The following is a 14,720-nucleotide window of genomic DNA, read 5'->3' on the forward strand; positions in this document are numbered from 1 at the left end:
TGCGGGACGCGGCGGCTCGCGCCGCTGCCCCGAGAAAAAGAGCAAGGCTGTTACGAACCGGAGTATAGCAAAACTTGAGCAACGCTCAATAATAATTTGAGCGTCGCTCACAAAATTTGATGAGTGCCCATCGATAGCCGTCGGACAGCCCGGACTGCCGAGGTTGGCTATGCAGCCAACGCCTTCATTTCCTTGTACAAATCGGATTTCCCCTCGAATCCGATGCCCGGCAGGTCCGGCATGGTGATGTGGCCGTTCTCGACACGAACACCATCCGGGAAGCCGCCATAGGGCTGGAACAGGTCCGGATAGCTTTCATTGCCGCCGAGGCCGAGGCCGGCCGCGATATTGAGCGACATCTGGTGGCCCCCGTGGGGAACGCAGCGGCTCGGCGACCAGCCGTGGGTTTTCAGCACCGCGAGCGTGCGCTGGTATTCGCACAGACCATAGGACAGCGCGCAATCGAACTGCAGCCAGTCGCGGTCCGGCCGCATGCCGCCATAACGGATCAGGTTTTTGGCGTCCTGGTGGCTGAACAGGTTTTCGCCGGTCGCCATGGCTGCGGGATAGAATTCGGCCAAAGCGGCCTGCAGCGCGAAATCGAGCGGATCGCCGGCCTCCTCGTACCAGAACAGCGGATACTCCCGCAGCATCTTGGCGTAGGCGATCGCGGTTTCCAGATCGAAGCGGCCGTTGGCATCGACCGCGAGCCGCGCGTCCTTGCCGATCTCCTTCAGCACGGCTTCGATGCGCTCGCGGTCTTCCGCGATCGGCGCCCCGCCGATCTTCATCTTCACGACATTGTAGCCGCGGTCGAGATAGCCGCGCATCTCGCCGCGCAGCGCCGATAGGTCCTTGCCGGGATAATAATAACCGCCGGCGGCATAGACGAACACGCGCGGATTTGCTTCGCGGCCGTGGCGCTCGGCGAGCAAACGAAACAGCGGCTTGCCGGCGATCTTCGCCACCGCGTCCCACACCGCCATGTCGATGGTGCCGACGGCGACCGAGCGTTCGCCATGGCCGCCCGGTTTCTCGTTCGACATCATCGCCGCCCAGATCTTGTCCGGATCGAGATTATCGCCGTCGGCATCGAGCAAGCTCTTCGGATCGGCCTCCTTGAGCCGCGGCGCAAAACGTTCGCGGATCAGGCCGCCCTGCCCGTAGCGGCCGTTGGAATTGAAGCCGTAGCCGACCACGCGTTTGCCGTCGCGAAACACCGTCGGTAACGACGGCGACAAGGCTCGTCGTCATCTTGGTGAAGTCGATATAGGCGTTGCGGATCGGCGAGGAGATCGGCTTTGTGATTTCGCAGACGTCGACGATACGGACGGACATGGCGGATAGCTTTCAGTCGCTGGTTTTCCCGTCGTCATGGCCGGGCATGACGGGTGTGTGGTGCGCGCGCAACGCGCGTTTCAATCAGGACGACGTCTTGTCGCGGAAATATGGCTCGACGGGGCCATGCACCTTGATCGTCAGCGGGTTGCCGTAGCGGTCCTTGGCGTTGCCGGCGGTGACGCGCACCCAGCCCTCGCTGATGCAGTATTCCTCGACATTGGTCTTCTCGACGCCCTTGAAGCGAATGCCGACGTCGCGCGCGAGGATTTCGGCATTGTAATACGGGCTGTTCGGATCGACCGAGAGACGGTCGGGGAATTGGTCGCTCATTGCTTTGTTGGTCTCGCTCACAGCAGTGCCTCGATTTCTCTTCGTAGCCCCTCAGGGGTGACGGTCGGTGCATAGCGCCCGACCACCTTGCCCGATCGGTCGATCAGGAATTTGGTGAAATTCCACTTGATCGACGAACCGAGCAGCCCCGATTTCTCATTCTTCAGGTGGTTGAACAACGGATGCGCATGGCTGCCGTTGACATCGATCTTGGCGAACATCGGAAACGTCACGTCATACTTGCTCTCGCAGAACGTCTCGATCTGTTTGGCGTCGCCCGGCTCCTGCCCGCCGAACTGGTTGCAGGGAAAGCCGAGCACGGCAAAGCCCCGCGGCGCCAATTCGCGTTGCAATTGCTCCAGGCCCTTGTATTGCGGCGTGAACCCGCAGGCGCTCGCGGTGTTGACGATCAGGAGCACCTGACCTTCAAACCGCTTCAGCGGAACCTCTGCGCCGGCGATGGACTGCGCCGTAAAATCATAAACGCCTGGCATCATGGTCTCGTTCAATTCAGCCCGCAGGATCGATCGCCGCCGACGGCGTTCCGCCGGCTTCGATCGCCTCGCCGGCGGCGAGGCATAAATCCTCGCGGTAACGGCCGGAAACCAGTTGCACGCCGACGGGAACGCGCCCGACCAGCCCGGTCGAAACCGTTAGCCCGGGAAGCCCCATGAAGGGAATGGCGATCTGCGGCAATTGCGCATGCCAGACGCGCGCAAACGACGCCTCGTCCTTGCGGTCGAGTTGATCGGGGAACGGCAATTCGCCGGATACCGGCATCAGCAGCACGGCATATTTTTCGAAGAACGCCAGCCATTCGCGCGTCAGCGTCGCGCGCCGCGTCAGTGCCTTCGACAGGTCGAACGGATGCACTTTTGCGCGGTTGCCACGCAGGCAGGCCAGCGCGCCGGGATCGCCTTCGCGCTCGGCGGCTTCCAGTTGCGCCTCGTAGCCGTCGCCGAGCCAGAGTTTTGTCTGGAGATCGGCGGCCTCGCGCAGCGGCGGCGTGTTGGCGATTTCCTCGACGATCCAGCCCGCGCGCTCGAGCCGCTTGCCGGCATCGGCAACCGCTTCCTTCACTTCGGGTACGGGATCGAGTCCGTCTGGGTTGAGACACATTCCGACGCGCTTGGGCATCGCCGGCCCTTCGAGCGGCGCCGGCACCCACCAGGGATCGCGATAATCCCTGGCCGACATCGCGGCCAGCGCGATCCTGATATCGCCGATGGTGCGCGCCAGCGGGCCCGAGACGGCGCTGATCTGCGGCCCGATCGGCCGTTCGGGGAGCGCCGCGTTGAACGCCGCGATGCGCCCCATGGTCGGCCGCAGGCCGTGCACGCCGCAGGCGTAAGCCGGATAGCGGATCGATCCCGCGATATCGGTGCCGTGCGCGATATGGCCGATGCCGGCCGCGACTGCAGCTCCAGCGCCGCCGGACGAGCCGCCGGGCGTGATGCCAGGGTCACGGGGATTCTTGGTGTCGCCATGGATGAGGTTGGAGGTGAACCAGCGATAGGAGAACGCCGGGCAATTGGTGCGCCCGAGAATGACGGCGCCGGATTTGCGCAGATTGTCGATTACTGGGCTGTTGCTCTTCGCGATGGCGTCGCGCTGCAGCTTCAAGCCGTTGGTGGTGGCAAAGCCCTCCTGGTCTATATTGACCTTCACCGTGACAGGCACGCCGCCAAGGGGGCCAACGTCCTCGCCCCGCCCGATCGCGGCATCGATGGCTGCGGCCTGCGCCAGCACCTCGGCCGGCTTGTGGTCGACCACGGCATTGATCCTGGGATTGACCGCGTCCAGCCGCGCTAGCGCCGCGGTCGCCGCCTCCTTGGCCGAGACTTTTTTCGACCTGATCAGCGAGGCCATTTCCGCAGCCGACAGGCGCCATAGATCTTGCATGCAAAACTCCATCCGATTGCCGCCCTTGTAGCGCCGGGCGCAGGGCAATGCCAGCGGCGGCGCCGCCCGGATTTAGCGCATGCGGGCGATGTAATGGGCGAGATCGACGATCTGCTCGGGCGTAATCGGCGCCATCACGTCGGCCATGCTGGCGTCATAGCCGTGGCGGCTGTTGTCCTTGTACTCGGCAAGGGTCTTGGCGAGATAGTCCTCGCGCTGGTTGGCGATGCGCGGGACGTTTTCCTTCCCCGACAGATCGGGGTTGTGACAGGCGTCGCAGCGGTGCTGCTGCACCAGCGCCTGGCCGCGCTGCATGCGTGCTGGGTCGCCATTTTCCGCTGGCGGCGCGGGCTTTGGTATCTTGGCGATAAAGTCCGAGAAGAGGCGAAGATCGTCGTCGGTCAGCGGCTTTGCCATCTCGTTCATCGGCTCGGAGATGCGCAGCTTCTCGCGGAACATGAAGAGCTGGATCAGTGTGTAAGGCGCTTGCTGACCGCCGAGCGAAGGGGTGTTCTCGGTCTCGGACTGGCCCTTCTCGCCGTGACAGGCGAGACACGGCGCGATGCGTTGTTCGATTGGTTCGGCGTTGGCGGAAGCGGCGATGGAGGCGAACGCCAAAGCCAGGATTCGTTTTCGCATCGATGAATACTCTGCAACAGGACCCGTCATGCCCGGCCTTGTGCCACGGCTGTCCGGTTCGATTTTTATGGACAGGGTGCATGACGTGGATTCTTCTGTGTTTTGAGCGCTTCGCACACGTTCGAGACACGGAAGGAGATCCGCGCCATGCGGCATCAGAATAGCGTATTTCATAGTCTAACGAAGCACATTCCTTGGTCTAGATTCGAACAGATCGTGGAAAAGCACGGAGCCGACCGGTTGGTGCGCAAATTGACGACGAAGCGTCACCTCATTGCTTTGCTGTATGGGCAATTGAGCGGCGCAACGAGCCTGCGGGAGGCCGTGACCGGAATGGCGAGCCACGAGACACGACTTTATCATGTGGGAGCGACACCGGTGAAGCGTTCGACGATGTCGGACGCCAATTCGAAACGGCCTTGGCAAGTGTTTAGCGAGTTGTTTGCGCAAATGTTGCCGCAAGCGCATCGCGGGCTGCGGCGCGCGGCGGCAGACGCGGTCCGGCTGATTGATTCCACCAGTGTTCGGCTCTCTAGCCTGAGCGAAGGCTGGGCGACGTTTTCGGCCGATGTGTTCGGGGCCAAGGCGCATATCGTCTACGATCCGAATGCCGATCGACCGGTCTACTTTGCGGTGACACCGGCCAACGTCAACGACATCACAGCCGCCAAAGCCATGCCGATCGAGCCGGGTGTAACCTACGTCTACGACCTCGGTTATTACGATTACGGCTGGTGGGCGAGGCTCGATGATGCCGGCTGCCGCTTTGTGACACGGCTGAAGAAGAACACTCCGTTCAGCGTGGTCAAGGAGAACCGCGTTCCCAAGGGCAGCAATATTGTGAGCGACCGGATCGGTCACCTGCCGGCCCGGCTCGCCAACAGCCGCAACAATCCGCTGCAAGTTCCGGTCCGGGAGATCCGCGTGATCATCGACACCGGTAAGTTGTTGCGCATCGTGACCAATGATCTCGACGCGCCGGCGCAGGAGATCGCAGACCTTTACAAACAGCGTTGGCAGATCGAGTTGTTCTTCCGCTGGGTCAAGCAGACGCTTCGAATCAGGCACTTCATCGGGGTCTCCGAGAATGCCGTTCGCATTCAGATCGCTACCGCCCTGATCGCTTTTCTCATCTTGCGTATGGCCCAGCTCGCTCAAAAGGCAATACACAGCCCCCTCGTATTTGCCCGGCTCGTCCGCTCCAACCTCATGCGCAGGCGCCCGATCAACCAGTTGCTCGAACCCCTACAGCCCATCCCGATCAACTCAAACCAGTTAAAACTCGGATTATACTTACAATGAACCGGACAGCCGTGGCCTTGTGCCGGGCATCCACGTCTTAACTAAACCGCAGCAAAGACGTGGATGGCCGGGACATCTAGCGCGAAGACGCGCCTCGCGCTTTAGCCCGGCCATGACGATGTAACTGGACCGCTCGCTACGACTTCCCCGCCACCTTCTGCTTGCCGTAGCTGATGCGGTAGACGGCGCCGTTCCAGTCGTCGGAGACCAGCAGCGAACCGTCCTTCATCTGCAGCACGTCGACCGGCCGGCCGATATACTTGTTGTCTTCCAGGAAGCCGGTGAGGAACGGCTCCAGCGACTTCATGGTGCCGTCCTTGTTCAGCTTGGCGATGACAACGTCGCCGCCCACTTTCTTGGTCCTGTTCCAGGAGCCGTGCCGGGCGATGATGGCTACGTTCTTATAGGCCTTCGGGAACATATTGCCGGTGTAGAACCGCATGCCGAGCGCTGCGGAATGCGGGCCCATCAGACCGACGGGCGCGGTGTATTCGCTGCAGGATTTACCCCAGCCGAATTCGGGGTCGACGATGTTGCCCTGCAGGCAGAACGGCGCGCCGAAATGTTCGCCGACCTTGGTGATACGGTTCAGTTCGTCCTCGGGCACGTCTTCCGACATCCAGTCGCGCCCGTTGTCGGTGAAGTAGAGCTGCTTGGTCTCCGGATGCCAGTCGAATCCGACGGTCTGGCGAACGCCCCTGGCGATCACTTCCGCGCCTGAGCCGTCGAGATTCATCCGGCGGATCTGACCATGATCGTCGCTATGCAGCAGGTTGTTGCCGGGCTGGCCAACCGGGACGTAGAGCTTGTTGTCGGGACCGATGCCGATGAACTTCCAGCCATGGGCTTCGTCCTTTGGCAACGTATCGTAGATCATGGTCGGCTTCGGAGGATTGTCCAGAACGTCCTCGACCTTGTCGATCTTGGAGACCCTCGACAGTTCGGCGATGTAGAGCGTGCCGTTCTTGAAGGCGAGACCATTCGGCCGATAGAGGCCGGAGGCCAGCACCTTGACCTCGCGCTTGCCGTCCTTGTTGACGATGGCATAGACCTTGTCGACCAGGCGGCTGCCGACAAACACCGTGCCCTTGTCGCCGAGCGCGAGCGAGCGGGCATTCGCCATGCCCGCGGCATAGACCTCGATGTTGAAGCCGGTCGGCACTTTCAGCTTCGCCGTCGGCAGCTTGTCCGGCGCCGCGGGGATCGGCGGCGGCGCATTCGGCGCGAGCTTGGCGGCGGCTTCGTTGCCGGCGGGACGTCCGATCAACGGTGATCCCGGCGGAAGCGCGGGCGCGGCCGCAGGTGGTGCGCCGGCAGCGGGCGGTTCGGCAGGCTGTTGGGCCGCGGCGGTTAGCGTGAAGGCACTGAGGAAGGCGCTGGCCAGCAACAGGCTGCGCGGCGTCGACGAATGACTTATCATGGGCATTTCTCCCTGGCGGAAGCCTTTTCTCTACACGTGGCACGCGAGGGTGCCGCCGCCGGTGGCTTTCCGAACGGCAATCTCCGATATTTTTCCGTCGAAGCGCAACCTGAAACATGCTTCCACGGAAACCGGGCTGGCCGAATGAGCGGCCCGATGCCGACCGGCTTCAGCGCACGTCAGTGCTTCGTAACCGAGGCGCCGGGGGCATCGAGGATCGCTTCGGCGAACGGAAACTCCAGCACGACCTCGCCGTCGTCGTCGGTCACCTCGATGATCGCGCTCAACAACGCGCCATCGGCGCCGTCGGTCTTGAGCAGCTCCCGGATCATCGCGCGCGCCATTTCCCAGGCGCGATCGGGATCGACAAGCACTTCGCCGTCGGGATCGGAAATCAGCTCATCGCCGATACGGGTGTTGAAATAATATCGCGGCATCGGCGGAAACCTGGCTCCGGTTTGCGGCCCCGCCACCGGAGGCCGTCGCTATCTCACAAGTTCTTTATCCGGAGCCGGCAGCGCTCCGTCACACCCAGAATTGCCACTCGCGACGGTGCGAACAACCACGAAACGCTTGATCCCACGTTGTTTTGAGCGAGCCCCTCCGCACAACTCCGTGAAATCCCTTTGCAATGCAACATAAACAAATGAGGGTTCCACGCAAAAGATTTAACTGGCGAACTTTCTGATCCGCAGTACCTTAACCTGGAAGGGCGGAGTTCGCCCGGCATCAAAAGGGAGAGGCAAATGGCCTGGAAAGCGCCGAAAATCGTCGAAGTATCGGTCGGCATGGAAATCAACATGTATATGTGCGCCACCCGCAAGTAAGCGGCAGCGCATTTCGTAACTCACGCAGGTGGAGCCCCGGGCCTGACACGTTCCCGAGAGCGGAGCTGTGTCCAAGGCGGGCATCCACCTCGTGGCGTTTGTAGCCAAGCTCGTATCTTCAAGTTTTGCGATCTCCAGGAGACGGATCATGCTTCGCGTCGTCGTCCTGGGCGCCGCGGCAGGTGGCGGCATTCCGCAGTGGAATTGCGGATGTCCGGTATGCCGGAAAGCACGAAGCGAAAATCCCAAACTGCAAAGCACCCAGGCCTCGATCGCGGTCAGCGCCGACAGCAAGCACTGGTATCTCATCAATGCTTCGCCCGACCTGCGTCAGCAGGTGATTGCGACGCCGCAACTTCACCCCAAAGCCGGACAGGTCAGGCACAGCCCGATCGCCGGCGTCATCCTGACCAATGGCGAGATCGATGCGGTCGCAGGGCTGTTGTCGATGCGCGAGGGTTCGCCCTTTACGCTGTACGCGCATGAGCGGGTCCTTGCGATTTTGCAATCCAACAGCATCTTTAACGTGCTGGGCGAAAACAACGTGAAGCGGCGGCCGATCGAGGTCGACAGGGCATTCGAGCCGGCCCTGCCCGACGGTTCCCCATCCGGCATGGAAATCCTCCCCTTCGCGGTTCCCGGCAAGGGCGCGTGGTATCTCGAAGGCAAGGCGCATCCGGCGGGCGGCGACGGCGCGGGCGATACGCTGGGCTTACGGATTCTGGACAAGGGAAGCGGCAAGTACTTCTATTTCCTGGCCGCCTGCGCGAGGGTGACCGACGATCTCAAATCGCGCCTGGCGGGCGCCGCGCTGGTCTTCTTCGACGGCACCGTGTGGCGCGACGATGAATTGATTGTTCAGGGCCTCGGTACCAAGACGGGACAAGGGATGGGCCATATTTCGATGTCGGGCGAACATGGAGCGATCGAGAGCCTTGCCGGCCTCGACATCGGCCGCAAGGTGTTCCTGCATATCAACAACTCCAACCCCGCTCTGCTCTCCGGCTCGGACGAGCGAAAGGCAGTGGAACAGGCGGGCTGGCAGATTCCCGCCGACGGAACGGAGATCACGCTGTGAATGTGGTGCCTACCAGCGGAATGACCGCGTACTCGATCGGCAAGGGCATCACGCTCAGCAATGCCGATGAGCTCGAAGCGATGCTCCGCCACATCGGCGCGACGCGGTATCACAATCTGCATCCGTTCCACCGGCTGCTGCACGGCGGCAAGCTCAACAAGGGACAGGTGCAGGCCTGGGCGCTGAACCGCTATTTCTACCAGAGCACGATCCCGCTGAAGGACGCGATGGTGATCTCGCGGTTCCGCGACCGCGCCACAAGGATCGAATGGCGGCACCGGATCGAGGATCACGATGGTGATATCGGCAGCGAAGGCGGTATCGAGCGCTGGCTGAAGCTGACCGAGGGCCTTGGGCTCGACAGCGCTTATGTAGAATCGACCGAAGGCATCCTGCCCGCGACACGGTTTGCGGTGGAAGCCTACGTGCATTTCTGCCGCGACAGAACGCCGTTGGAAGCCATCGCCTCCTCGCTAACGGAACTGTTCGCGCCGAATCTGCATGAGGAGCGCATCTCGGGGATGCTGCGGCACTATGATTTCGTTAATCCCGATATCATGAGCTATTTCAGCCGCCGCCTGACGCAGGCGCCGCGCGACGCGGGCTTCGCGCTGCAATACGTCAAGGCCAATGCAAGGACGCCGGCGGAGCGCGAGGCGGTCTGCAACGCGCTGATCTTCAAGACCAATGTGCTATGGGTTCAGCTCGACGCGCTGTATCATGCCTATGTCGAGGGCCACATTCCGCCCGGCGCGTTCGTGCCCAAGGGAGACTAGCGATCGATGGCTTTGAGCCGCAACATCAGTGTCAGCGAGGCGAGCCGGCCGAAATTGCCGCGGCATGCCCGGCTGAAATTCGATGAGACGCGGCAGGTCTGGGTGATCCTGGCGCCGGAGCGCGTGCTGGCGCCGGACGAGATCGCGGTCGAGGTGCTGCAGCTTTGCGACGGCGTGCGCAGCGTTGCTGACATGATCGACCAGCTTACCGTCAAGTACACAGCCCCCCGCGAGGCGATTGCCACCGACGTTATTGCGATGCTGCAGGACCTCGCCGACAAGGGTTTTCTGACCGAAGCGCGTGAGAAGACGTCATGAACGACATTCTCGCCGATGGCAAAACAGCCGGCACCGCGTCCAGCGACGGGCTCGCGGTTCTGGAATCGCAACGTTCGACCGCGGAAACGTTCGGCATTCCGCTCGCCGTGCTCGCCGAGTTGACGCATCGCTGCCCGCTGCAATGCCCCTACTGCTCGAACCCGATCGAACTCGACCGTGGCGGCAGCGAACTGACGACCGAAGAATGGAAGAAGGTCTTAAGCGAACTCGCCGAAATCGGCGTGCTGCAAATCCATTTCTCGGGCGGCGAACCGACCGCGCGCAAGGACCTGGTGGAGCTGGTGCAGCATGCGACCGACGTCGGGCTGTACAGCAATCTCATTACGTCAGCGGTGCTGCTGACAAAGGAAAAACTTTCCGCACTGGCCGATGCAGGGCTCTGCCATGTGCAGATCAGTTTCCAGGGCAACGAGCCCATGGTGGCCGATCGCGTCGCCGGGCTGAAAAACGCGCATGAGAAAAAGATCGAAGCCGCGAAGTGGACGCGCGAGCTCGACCTGCCGCTCACTGTGAACGCGGTCATGCACCGCCAGAACCTGCATCAGCTCCAGGATATTATCCAGATGGCGGTCGATCTCGACGCCGACCGGCTCGAGGTCGCCAACGTCCAGTATTACGGCTGGGCCTTGAAGAACCGCGCCGCCTTGATGCCGACGCTCGAGCAGATCGAGGAAACCAGCCGGATCGTCGAGGAAGCCGCCGTGCGGCTGAAGGGCATTCTCGCCATCGACTATGTCGTGCCGGACTATTACGCGCTGCGGCCGAAGAAATGCATGGGCGGCTGGGGCCGACAGTTCTTCAACATCTCGCCTGCGGGCAAGGTCCTGCCCTGCCATGCGGCGGAAAGCATCACCGGGCTCGAATTCGAATCCGTGCGCTCCAATCATTCGATCGCCTGGATCTGGCAGAATTCCGAGGCCTTCAACCGCTATCGCGGCACCGGCTGGATGCCCGAGCCGTGCAAGAGCTGCGAATTCCGCGAGGTCGATTTCGGCGGCTGCCGCTGCCAGGCCTTTGCGCTGACGGGAGACGCCGGCAATACCGACCCGGCCTGCACGCTGTCGCCGATGCACGAGAAGATCTTCAAGGACGCCGAACGCGAGGCGGCCGCGCACCAGGACCGCTTCCTCTATCGCAATTTCGCCGGCGGCACGCTGGAAACGGAAGGCGAGCATGGCGCCTGACGCCGACGCCGGCAAATCCATCAAACCCGCCGATCCGTTTGCGCCGCTGACGTCGGAGCAGCTCGCGGTCGGCGACGGTCACGATATCTATGTCGAAAGCGTCGGCCGCGTCGGCGGCATTGCCGCGGTCTATCTGCATGGCGGGCCCGGCAGCGGCTGCCAGCCGGACCATCGCCGGCTGTTCGATCCCGAGCGCTTCCACGCCGTGCTGTTCGACCAGCGCGGCGCCGGCCGCAGCCGCCCCAAGGGCCGCCGCGAAGCCAACACGCTGCCGCACCTGATCGCGGACATGGAGGCGATCCGCGAAAAGTTCGGCTTCGAACGCTGGATGATCGTCGGCGGCTCCTGGGGCGCGACGCTGGCGCTGGCGTATGCGCAGACCCATCCCGACCGCGTCACCGGCATCGTGCTGCGCGCGACATTCCTCGGCACGATCGGGGAAATCGAAACCGGATTTCTCAACACGCTGCCGCGTTTCTATCCGGACCTTTACGTCGACTTCCTGAGCGTGTTGCCGGAAGACGAACGCGCGCAACCGCTGCAGGCGTATTTTCGCCGCATCCTCGACCCCAATCCTGACGTGAATATTCCCGCAGCGCGGGCATGGGGCGAAACCGAACGCATTCTTTCCGAACACGCGCCGAACCGCACACGCCTCGATCTGGCGGCGCTTGGTTCATCGCGAGGCCTGCCGACCACGCCATTCATGGAAGCGCATTATTTCGCCAATGACTGCTTCATGCCGCCCAACCAGTTGCTACATGAGGCGAGCAAGCTCGCCGGCATCCCCGGCATCATCGTGCAGGGCCGCTACGACCTGCTGTGTCCACCCGCAACCTCGCACGCGCTCGCAGCCGTATGGCGCGAGGCCGAGATCCGTTTCGTCGAGGGCGCCGGCCACACGCTGTACGATCCCGGCGTCCGCGACGCCGTGATGAAGGCGATCGCGGACATGGCTTCCAGAACTGGCAAATAGGAATCAAGAAAATGCCTATGGCGGGTAAAGGCATGCTGCTGACGTCGATGAACATCGACGCTGCGCACGAGGCCGAGTTCAATCGCTGGTACGACCGCGAACATCTCGAAGAGCGGGTGGCCATCGACGGCTTCCTCGAGGCCCGCCGCTACGTCGCGCACGACGGCAACCCGAAATATCTCAGCCTCTACTCCACCGAGACCTTCGAGGTGCTGGACAGCCCGGCCTATCGCACCGCGCTGGCGAACCAGACGGAGTGGTCAAAGGCCAACATCGCCCGCTTCAAGAATATGATCCGGGCGGTCGCGCGCATCACGATCAGCCAAGGCGCCGGCCGCGGCGCAGCGCTCGGCATTGTCAGGCTGCGCCCCCCGGCCAGCGGCGAGGACAAATTGCGTGCCGCAATGAGCGAGCAACTCGATCCCACACAGCTCGACGGGATCATCTCCATGCACCTGATCGAGAGCGACCCGGCGCTGTCGAAGCCGATCACTGATGATCCCTCTGCACCCAATCCGGGCGCCGGCGACTGGTTCGTGCTGATCGATGCAACCGATGTTGGCGCGGTGCCCGCAGCCATGCTGCGCTTCAGCGGCAATATCGCATTGAAGCCGCTGACGATCTCAAGCGGAATCTACCGGCTGCTGTGGGATCTGGCGAAGAGCGATATCGGCTAGCTTGAGCGGCCATCCGAACCGGCCGGCGCGGCCCGACAGGAAATCCTGATACTGCGCTGTGCCGGCCAATCGAAATGGCCTGCGTCGAACACGCCGCCGGTAAGAAACCACCAATGAAGGTGCTGTTAACGCAAGGTCGTGTAAACCGATGGCCGGGATTTGCCTTCAGGCAAGGATTGCTCGGTTCGGAGCGGGTCCGCACGATGAGTGCTTGCGCCAGGCGGCTTTGATTCTTCTTCTCACAATGGTCGAAGGCCTTGATAAGGCGGATGAGGACTTCCGCCGAAGCCTCTAACATCACTTTCGATTACCTTGCTCATGTTCTCTCTTAGATGTGTGATAGTCGCCTGGAATCGCTCCTTCATCTTCCTGGTGTCGACCGATCCGCTGAGCATGCGAAATGCATCTACTTTTTTGCTAAACGTTGTCCCAAGCGCTTGGTTGCCGGTTCCCGGTATTTTCAGCCGTCGATGGAGTTGAATGCATGGCGGAAAAATCTTCGGGCGGTATCGCCGAGGTTTTCGTCGCCTTCCTCAAGCTAGGCCTTACGTCGTTCGGCGGGCCGATCGCGCATCTCGGTTACTTCAGGGCGGAATTCGTCGAACGGCGGAAATGGCTCAGCGAAAGCAGCTATGCTGACGTCGTTGCGCTCTGCCAGTTCTTGCCCGGTCCGGCATCCAGCCAGGTCGGCTTCACCCTCGGCATTTTGCGCGGCAACGGCCTGCTCGGCGGATTGGCGGCGTGGTTCGCCTTCACCATGCCCTCCGCCCTCATCATGTTCGCCTTTGCGCTCGGTGCAACGATCTTTACCGGCCCGTTCGCCGAAGGCGTTCTTCATGGCCTGAAGCTAGTCGCGGTCGCCGTGGTCGCGCAGGCGATCTGGGGCATGGCCAACAGCCTGACGCCGGACCGGGCGCGGGCGGCGATCGCGCTTGCGGCTGTTGCGATCGTGGTTTTCATCGGCGGATCGTTTGGGCAGATCGGCGCCATCGCGCTCGGGGCCGTAGCCGGGCTCTGGCTGTGCCGCGGAGATGGACCCGCGCCAACCGGCCACCTCGGATTCTCGGTGTCGCACCGCGTTGGCGTCATCGCACTCGTGCTCTTTGCGGTGCTGTTCGTGGTCACGCCGCTGGTGACGGCAAGGACCGGCTCGCAGGGCCTTGCCCTGTTCGACGCGTTTTATCGCTCAGGCGCGCTGGTGTTCGGCGGCGGCCATGTCGTGCTGCCGCTGTTGCAGGCGGAAGTCGTGACGCCGGGCTGGGTCAGCAATGCGGATTTCCTCGCCGGCTACGGCATGGCGCAAGCGGTGCCCGGACCGCTCTTCACCTTTGCGGCCTATCTCGGCGCCATTGGACCCGCTCCCAATGGTCTCGCCGGTGCCGCGATTGCACTCATTGCCTTGTCTCTGCCGGGACTGCTGCTGGTCTATGGCATGCTGCCGTTCTGGGATGCGTTACGCCTGCGTCCCACCGCGCAGGCCGCCATGCGCGGCACCAATGCCGCCGTCGTGGGCATCCTTGGCGCGGCGCTCTACAATCCGGTATGGACCAGCGCCGTGCTCACCCCACGCGATTTCGCCGTGGCGCTCGCCGGCTTCCTGCTGCTGACGGTTTGGAAACTCGCACCATGGATCGTCGTCGTCCTGTTGGGGACGACCGGCGCCATTCTGCGGTTGATCTGAGCACACGTCCTCGCATCCACGTTTGCTCGACATGCGCGAAGGCCATCCGGTCCGAAAGTTAAAGCTGCACTGCAAATGCTGCACTGCCGCATTGACGCTACGACGCCAAGTCCAAGCTCCCATGCAGTTGAAAGCTGGAGATCGCGCAAAATTGGCTTGTGTGCAGCTTCTGGAATGGCTCTAATAAGATAAGCCTATGATCCAATTCAAAAACCACAAGAACGCTCGTTAAGCGTTCGCAGGCAAAA

Annotated in this window: 15 protein-coding genes and 1 pseudogene; 9 read left to right on the forward strand and 7 right to left on the reverse strand. The window is 62.3% G+C overall.

The annotated features are described in order from the left end of the window. Positions 1-167: 167 nt before the first annotated feature. The 5 genes and pseudogenes from V1279_RS26305 to V1279_RS26325 form a co-directional block, all read right to left on the reverse strand. Positions 168-1,338 (reverse strand): annotated as a pseudogene (locus tag V1279_RS26305) (mandelate racemase/muconate lactonizing enzyme family protein). Between the two features lie 84 nt (positions 1,339-1,422). Next, positions 1,423-1,671: a DUF3297 family protein gene (locus V1279_RS26310; protein ID WP_334441863.1), complete on the reverse strand. Its 249-nt coding sequence runs from the start codon at positions 1,669-1,671 to the stop codon at positions 1,423-1,425. Positions 1,672-1,688: 17 nt separating this feature from the next. Beyond that, positions 1,689-2,165 carry a glutathione peroxidase gene (locus V1279_RS26315; protein WP_334441866.1) on the reverse strand — a complete coding sequence of 159 codons (477 nt, stop codon included), beginning with the start codon at positions 2,163-2,165 and terminating at the stop codon, positions 1,689-1,691. 16 nt (positions 2,166-2,181) lie between these two features. Further along, positions 2,182-3,573, reverse strand: a complete 1,392-nt coding sequence (locus tag V1279_RS26320; protein WP_334441869.1) for an amidase family protein — start codon at positions 3,571-3,573, stop codon at positions 2,182-2,184. A 72-nt stretch (positions 3,574-3,645) separates the two neighbouring features. Further along, complete coding sequence (locus tag V1279_RS26325) at positions 3,646-4,212, reverse strand: c-type cytochrome (RefSeq protein WP_334441871.1); 567 nt, start codon at positions 4,210-4,212, stop codon at positions 3,646-3,648. 147 nt (positions 4,213-4,359) lie between these two features. Between V1279_RS26325 and V1279_RS26330 the strand changes: the two genes are divergently transcribed. After that, positions 4,360-5,514 (forward strand): IS4 family transposase, encoded by a 1,155-nt coding sequence (locus V1279_RS26330; RefSeq protein WP_334432501.1) that lies wholly within the window; start codon positions 4,360-4,362, stop codon positions 5,512-5,514. A gap of 136 nt (positions 5,515-5,650) precedes the next feature. On the opposite strand, the gene V1279_RS26335 is transcribed toward V1279_RS26330, so the two are convergent. Continuing rightward, complete coding sequence (locus tag V1279_RS26335) at positions 5,651-6,940, reverse strand: PQQ-dependent sugar dehydrogenase (protein ID WP_442894819.1); 1,290 nt, start codon at positions 6,938-6,940, stop codon at positions 5,651-5,653. Positions 6,941-7,113: 173 nt separating this feature from the next. Next, positions 7,114-7,371 carry a DUF6894 family protein gene (locus V1279_RS26340; protein WP_334441874.1) on the reverse strand — a complete coding sequence of 86 codons (258 nt, stop codon included), beginning with the start codon at positions 7,369-7,371 and terminating at the stop codon, positions 7,114-7,116. Between the two features lie 309 nt (positions 7,372-7,680). On the opposite strand from V1279_RS26340, the gene pqqA reads away from it, so the two are divergent. From pqqA to chrA, 8 genes are all read left to right on the forward strand, one after another. Continuing rightward, positions 7,681-7,761: a pyrroloquinoline quinone precursor peptide PqqA gene (gene pqqA, locus V1279_RS26345; RefSeq protein WP_035635412.1), complete on the forward strand. Its 81-nt coding sequence runs from the start codon at positions 7,681-7,683 to the stop codon at positions 7,759-7,761. A 148-nt stretch (positions 7,762-7,909) separates the two neighbouring features. Then, positions 7,910-8,839 (forward strand): pyrroloquinoline quinone biosynthesis protein PqqB, encoded by a 930-nt coding sequence (pqqB, locus tag V1279_RS26350; RefSeq protein ID WP_334441877.1) that lies wholly within the window; start codon positions 7,910-7,912, stop codon positions 8,837-8,839. Positions 8,840-8,859: 20 nt separating this feature from the next. Further along, positions 8,860-9,615, forward strand: a complete 756-nt coding sequence (gene pqqC, locus V1279_RS26355) for a pyrroloquinoline-quinone synthase PqqC (protein WP_334446579.1) — start codon at positions 8,860-8,862, stop codon at positions 9,613-9,615. Between the two features lie 6 nt (positions 9,616-9,621). Next, a complete protein-coding gene (pqqD, locus tag V1279_RS26360) occupies positions 9,622-9,933 on the forward strand; it encodes a pyrroloquinoline quinone biosynthesis peptide chaperone PqqD (protein ID WP_334441879.1) in 312 nt (103 codons plus the stop codon). Further along, complete coding sequence (pqqE, locus tag V1279_RS26365; protein WP_334441881.1) at positions 9,930-11,138, forward strand: pyrroloquinoline quinone biosynthesis protein PqqE; 1,209 nt, start codon at positions 9,930-9,932, stop codon at positions 11,136-11,138. Before pqqD ends, pqqE begins: the two co-directional genes overlap by 4 nt. Further along, on the forward strand, positions 11,128-12,114 hold the full coding sequence (gene pip / locus V1279_RS26370) for a prolyl aminopeptidase (protein WP_334441883.1): 987 nt from the start codon (positions 11,128-11,130) through the stop codon (positions 12,112-12,114). The genes pqqE and pip overlap by 11 nt, the downstream gene beginning before the upstream one ends. Positions 12,115-12,125: 11 nt before the next feature. Continuing rightward, on the forward strand, positions 12,126-12,791 hold the full coding sequence (locus V1279_RS26375; protein WP_334441886.1) for a hypothetical protein: 666 nt from the start codon (positions 12,126-12,128) through the stop codon (positions 12,789-12,791). A gap of 484 nt (positions 12,792-13,275) precedes the next feature. Further along, on the forward strand, positions 13,276-14,472 hold the full coding sequence (chrA, locus tag V1279_RS26380) for a chromate efflux transporter (protein ID WP_334441888.1): 1,197 nt from the start codon (positions 13,276-13,278) through the stop codon (positions 14,470-14,472). Positions 14,473-14,720 lie beyond the last annotated feature (248 nt).

It is taken from the genome of Bradyrhizobium sp. AZCC 1610 (assembly GCF_036924515.1).
Classification (GTDB): Bacteria; Pseudomonadota; Alphaproteobacteria; order Rhizobiales; family Xanthobacteraceae; genus Bradyrhizobium.

What these genes read in the sequence shown, in the direction of transcription:
- V1279_RS26310 (WP_334441863.1), bottom strand. Translation starts at nt 1,671, where the DNA reads ATGAGCGACCAATTCCCCGACCGTCTCTCGGTCGATCCGAACAGCCCG.
- V1279_RS26315 (WP_334441866.1), bottom strand. Translation starts at nt 2,165, where the DNA reads ATGCCAGGCGTTTATGATTTTACGGCGCAGTCCATCGCCGGCGCAGAG.
- V1279_RS26320 (WP_334441869.1), bottom strand. Translation starts at nt 3,573, where the DNA reads ATGCAAGATCTATGGCGCCTGTCGGCTGCGGAAATGGCCTCGCTGATC.
- V1279_RS26325 (WP_334441871.1), bottom strand. Translation starts at nt 4,212, where the DNA reads ATGCGAAAACGAATCCTGGCTTTGGCGTTCGCCTCCATCGCCGCTTCC.
- V1279_RS26330 (WP_334432501.1), top strand. Translation starts at nt 4,360, where the DNA reads ATGCGGCATCAGAATAGCGTATTTCATAGTCTAACGAAGCACATTCCT.
- V1279_RS26335 (WP_442894819.1), bottom strand. Translation starts at nt 6,940, where the DNA reads ATGCCCATGATAAGTCATTCGTCGACGCCGCGCAGCCTGTTGCTGGCC.
- V1279_RS26340 (WP_334441874.1), bottom strand. Translation starts at nt 7,371, where the DNA reads ATGCCGCGATATTATTTCAACACCCGTATCGGCGATGAGCTGATTTCC.
- pqqA (WP_035635412.1), top strand. Translation starts at nt 7,681, where the DNA reads ATGGCCTGGAAAGCGCCGAAAATCGTCGAAGTATCGGTCGGCATGGAA.
- pqqB (WP_334441877.1), top strand. Translation starts at nt 7,910, where the DNA reads ATGCTTCGCGTCGTCGTCCTGGGCGCCGCGGCAGGTGGCGGCATTCCG.
- pqqC (WP_334446579.1), top strand. Translation starts at nt 8,860, where the DNA reads ATGACCGCGTACTCGATCGGCAAGGGCATCACGCTCAGCAATGCCGAT.
- pqqD (WP_334441879.1), top strand. Translation starts at nt 9,622, where the DNA reads ATGGCTTTGAGCCGCAACATCAGTGTCAGCGAGGCGAGCCGGCCGAAA.
- pqqE (WP_334441881.1), top strand. Translation starts at nt 9,930, where the DNA reads ATGAACGACATTCTCGCCGATGGCAAAACAGCCGGCACCGCGTCCAGC.
- pip (WP_334441883.1), top strand. Translation starts at nt 11,128, where the DNA reads ATGGCGCCTGACGCCGACGCCGGCAAATCCATCAAACCCGCCGATCCG.
- V1279_RS26375 (WP_334441886.1), top strand. Translation starts at nt 12,126, where the DNA reads ATGCCTATGGCGGGTAAAGGCATGCTGCTGACGTCGATGAACATCGAC.
- chrA (WP_334441888.1), top strand. Translation starts at nt 13,276, where the DNA reads ATGGCGGAAAAATCTTCGGGCGGTATCGCCGAGGTTTTCGTCGCCTTC.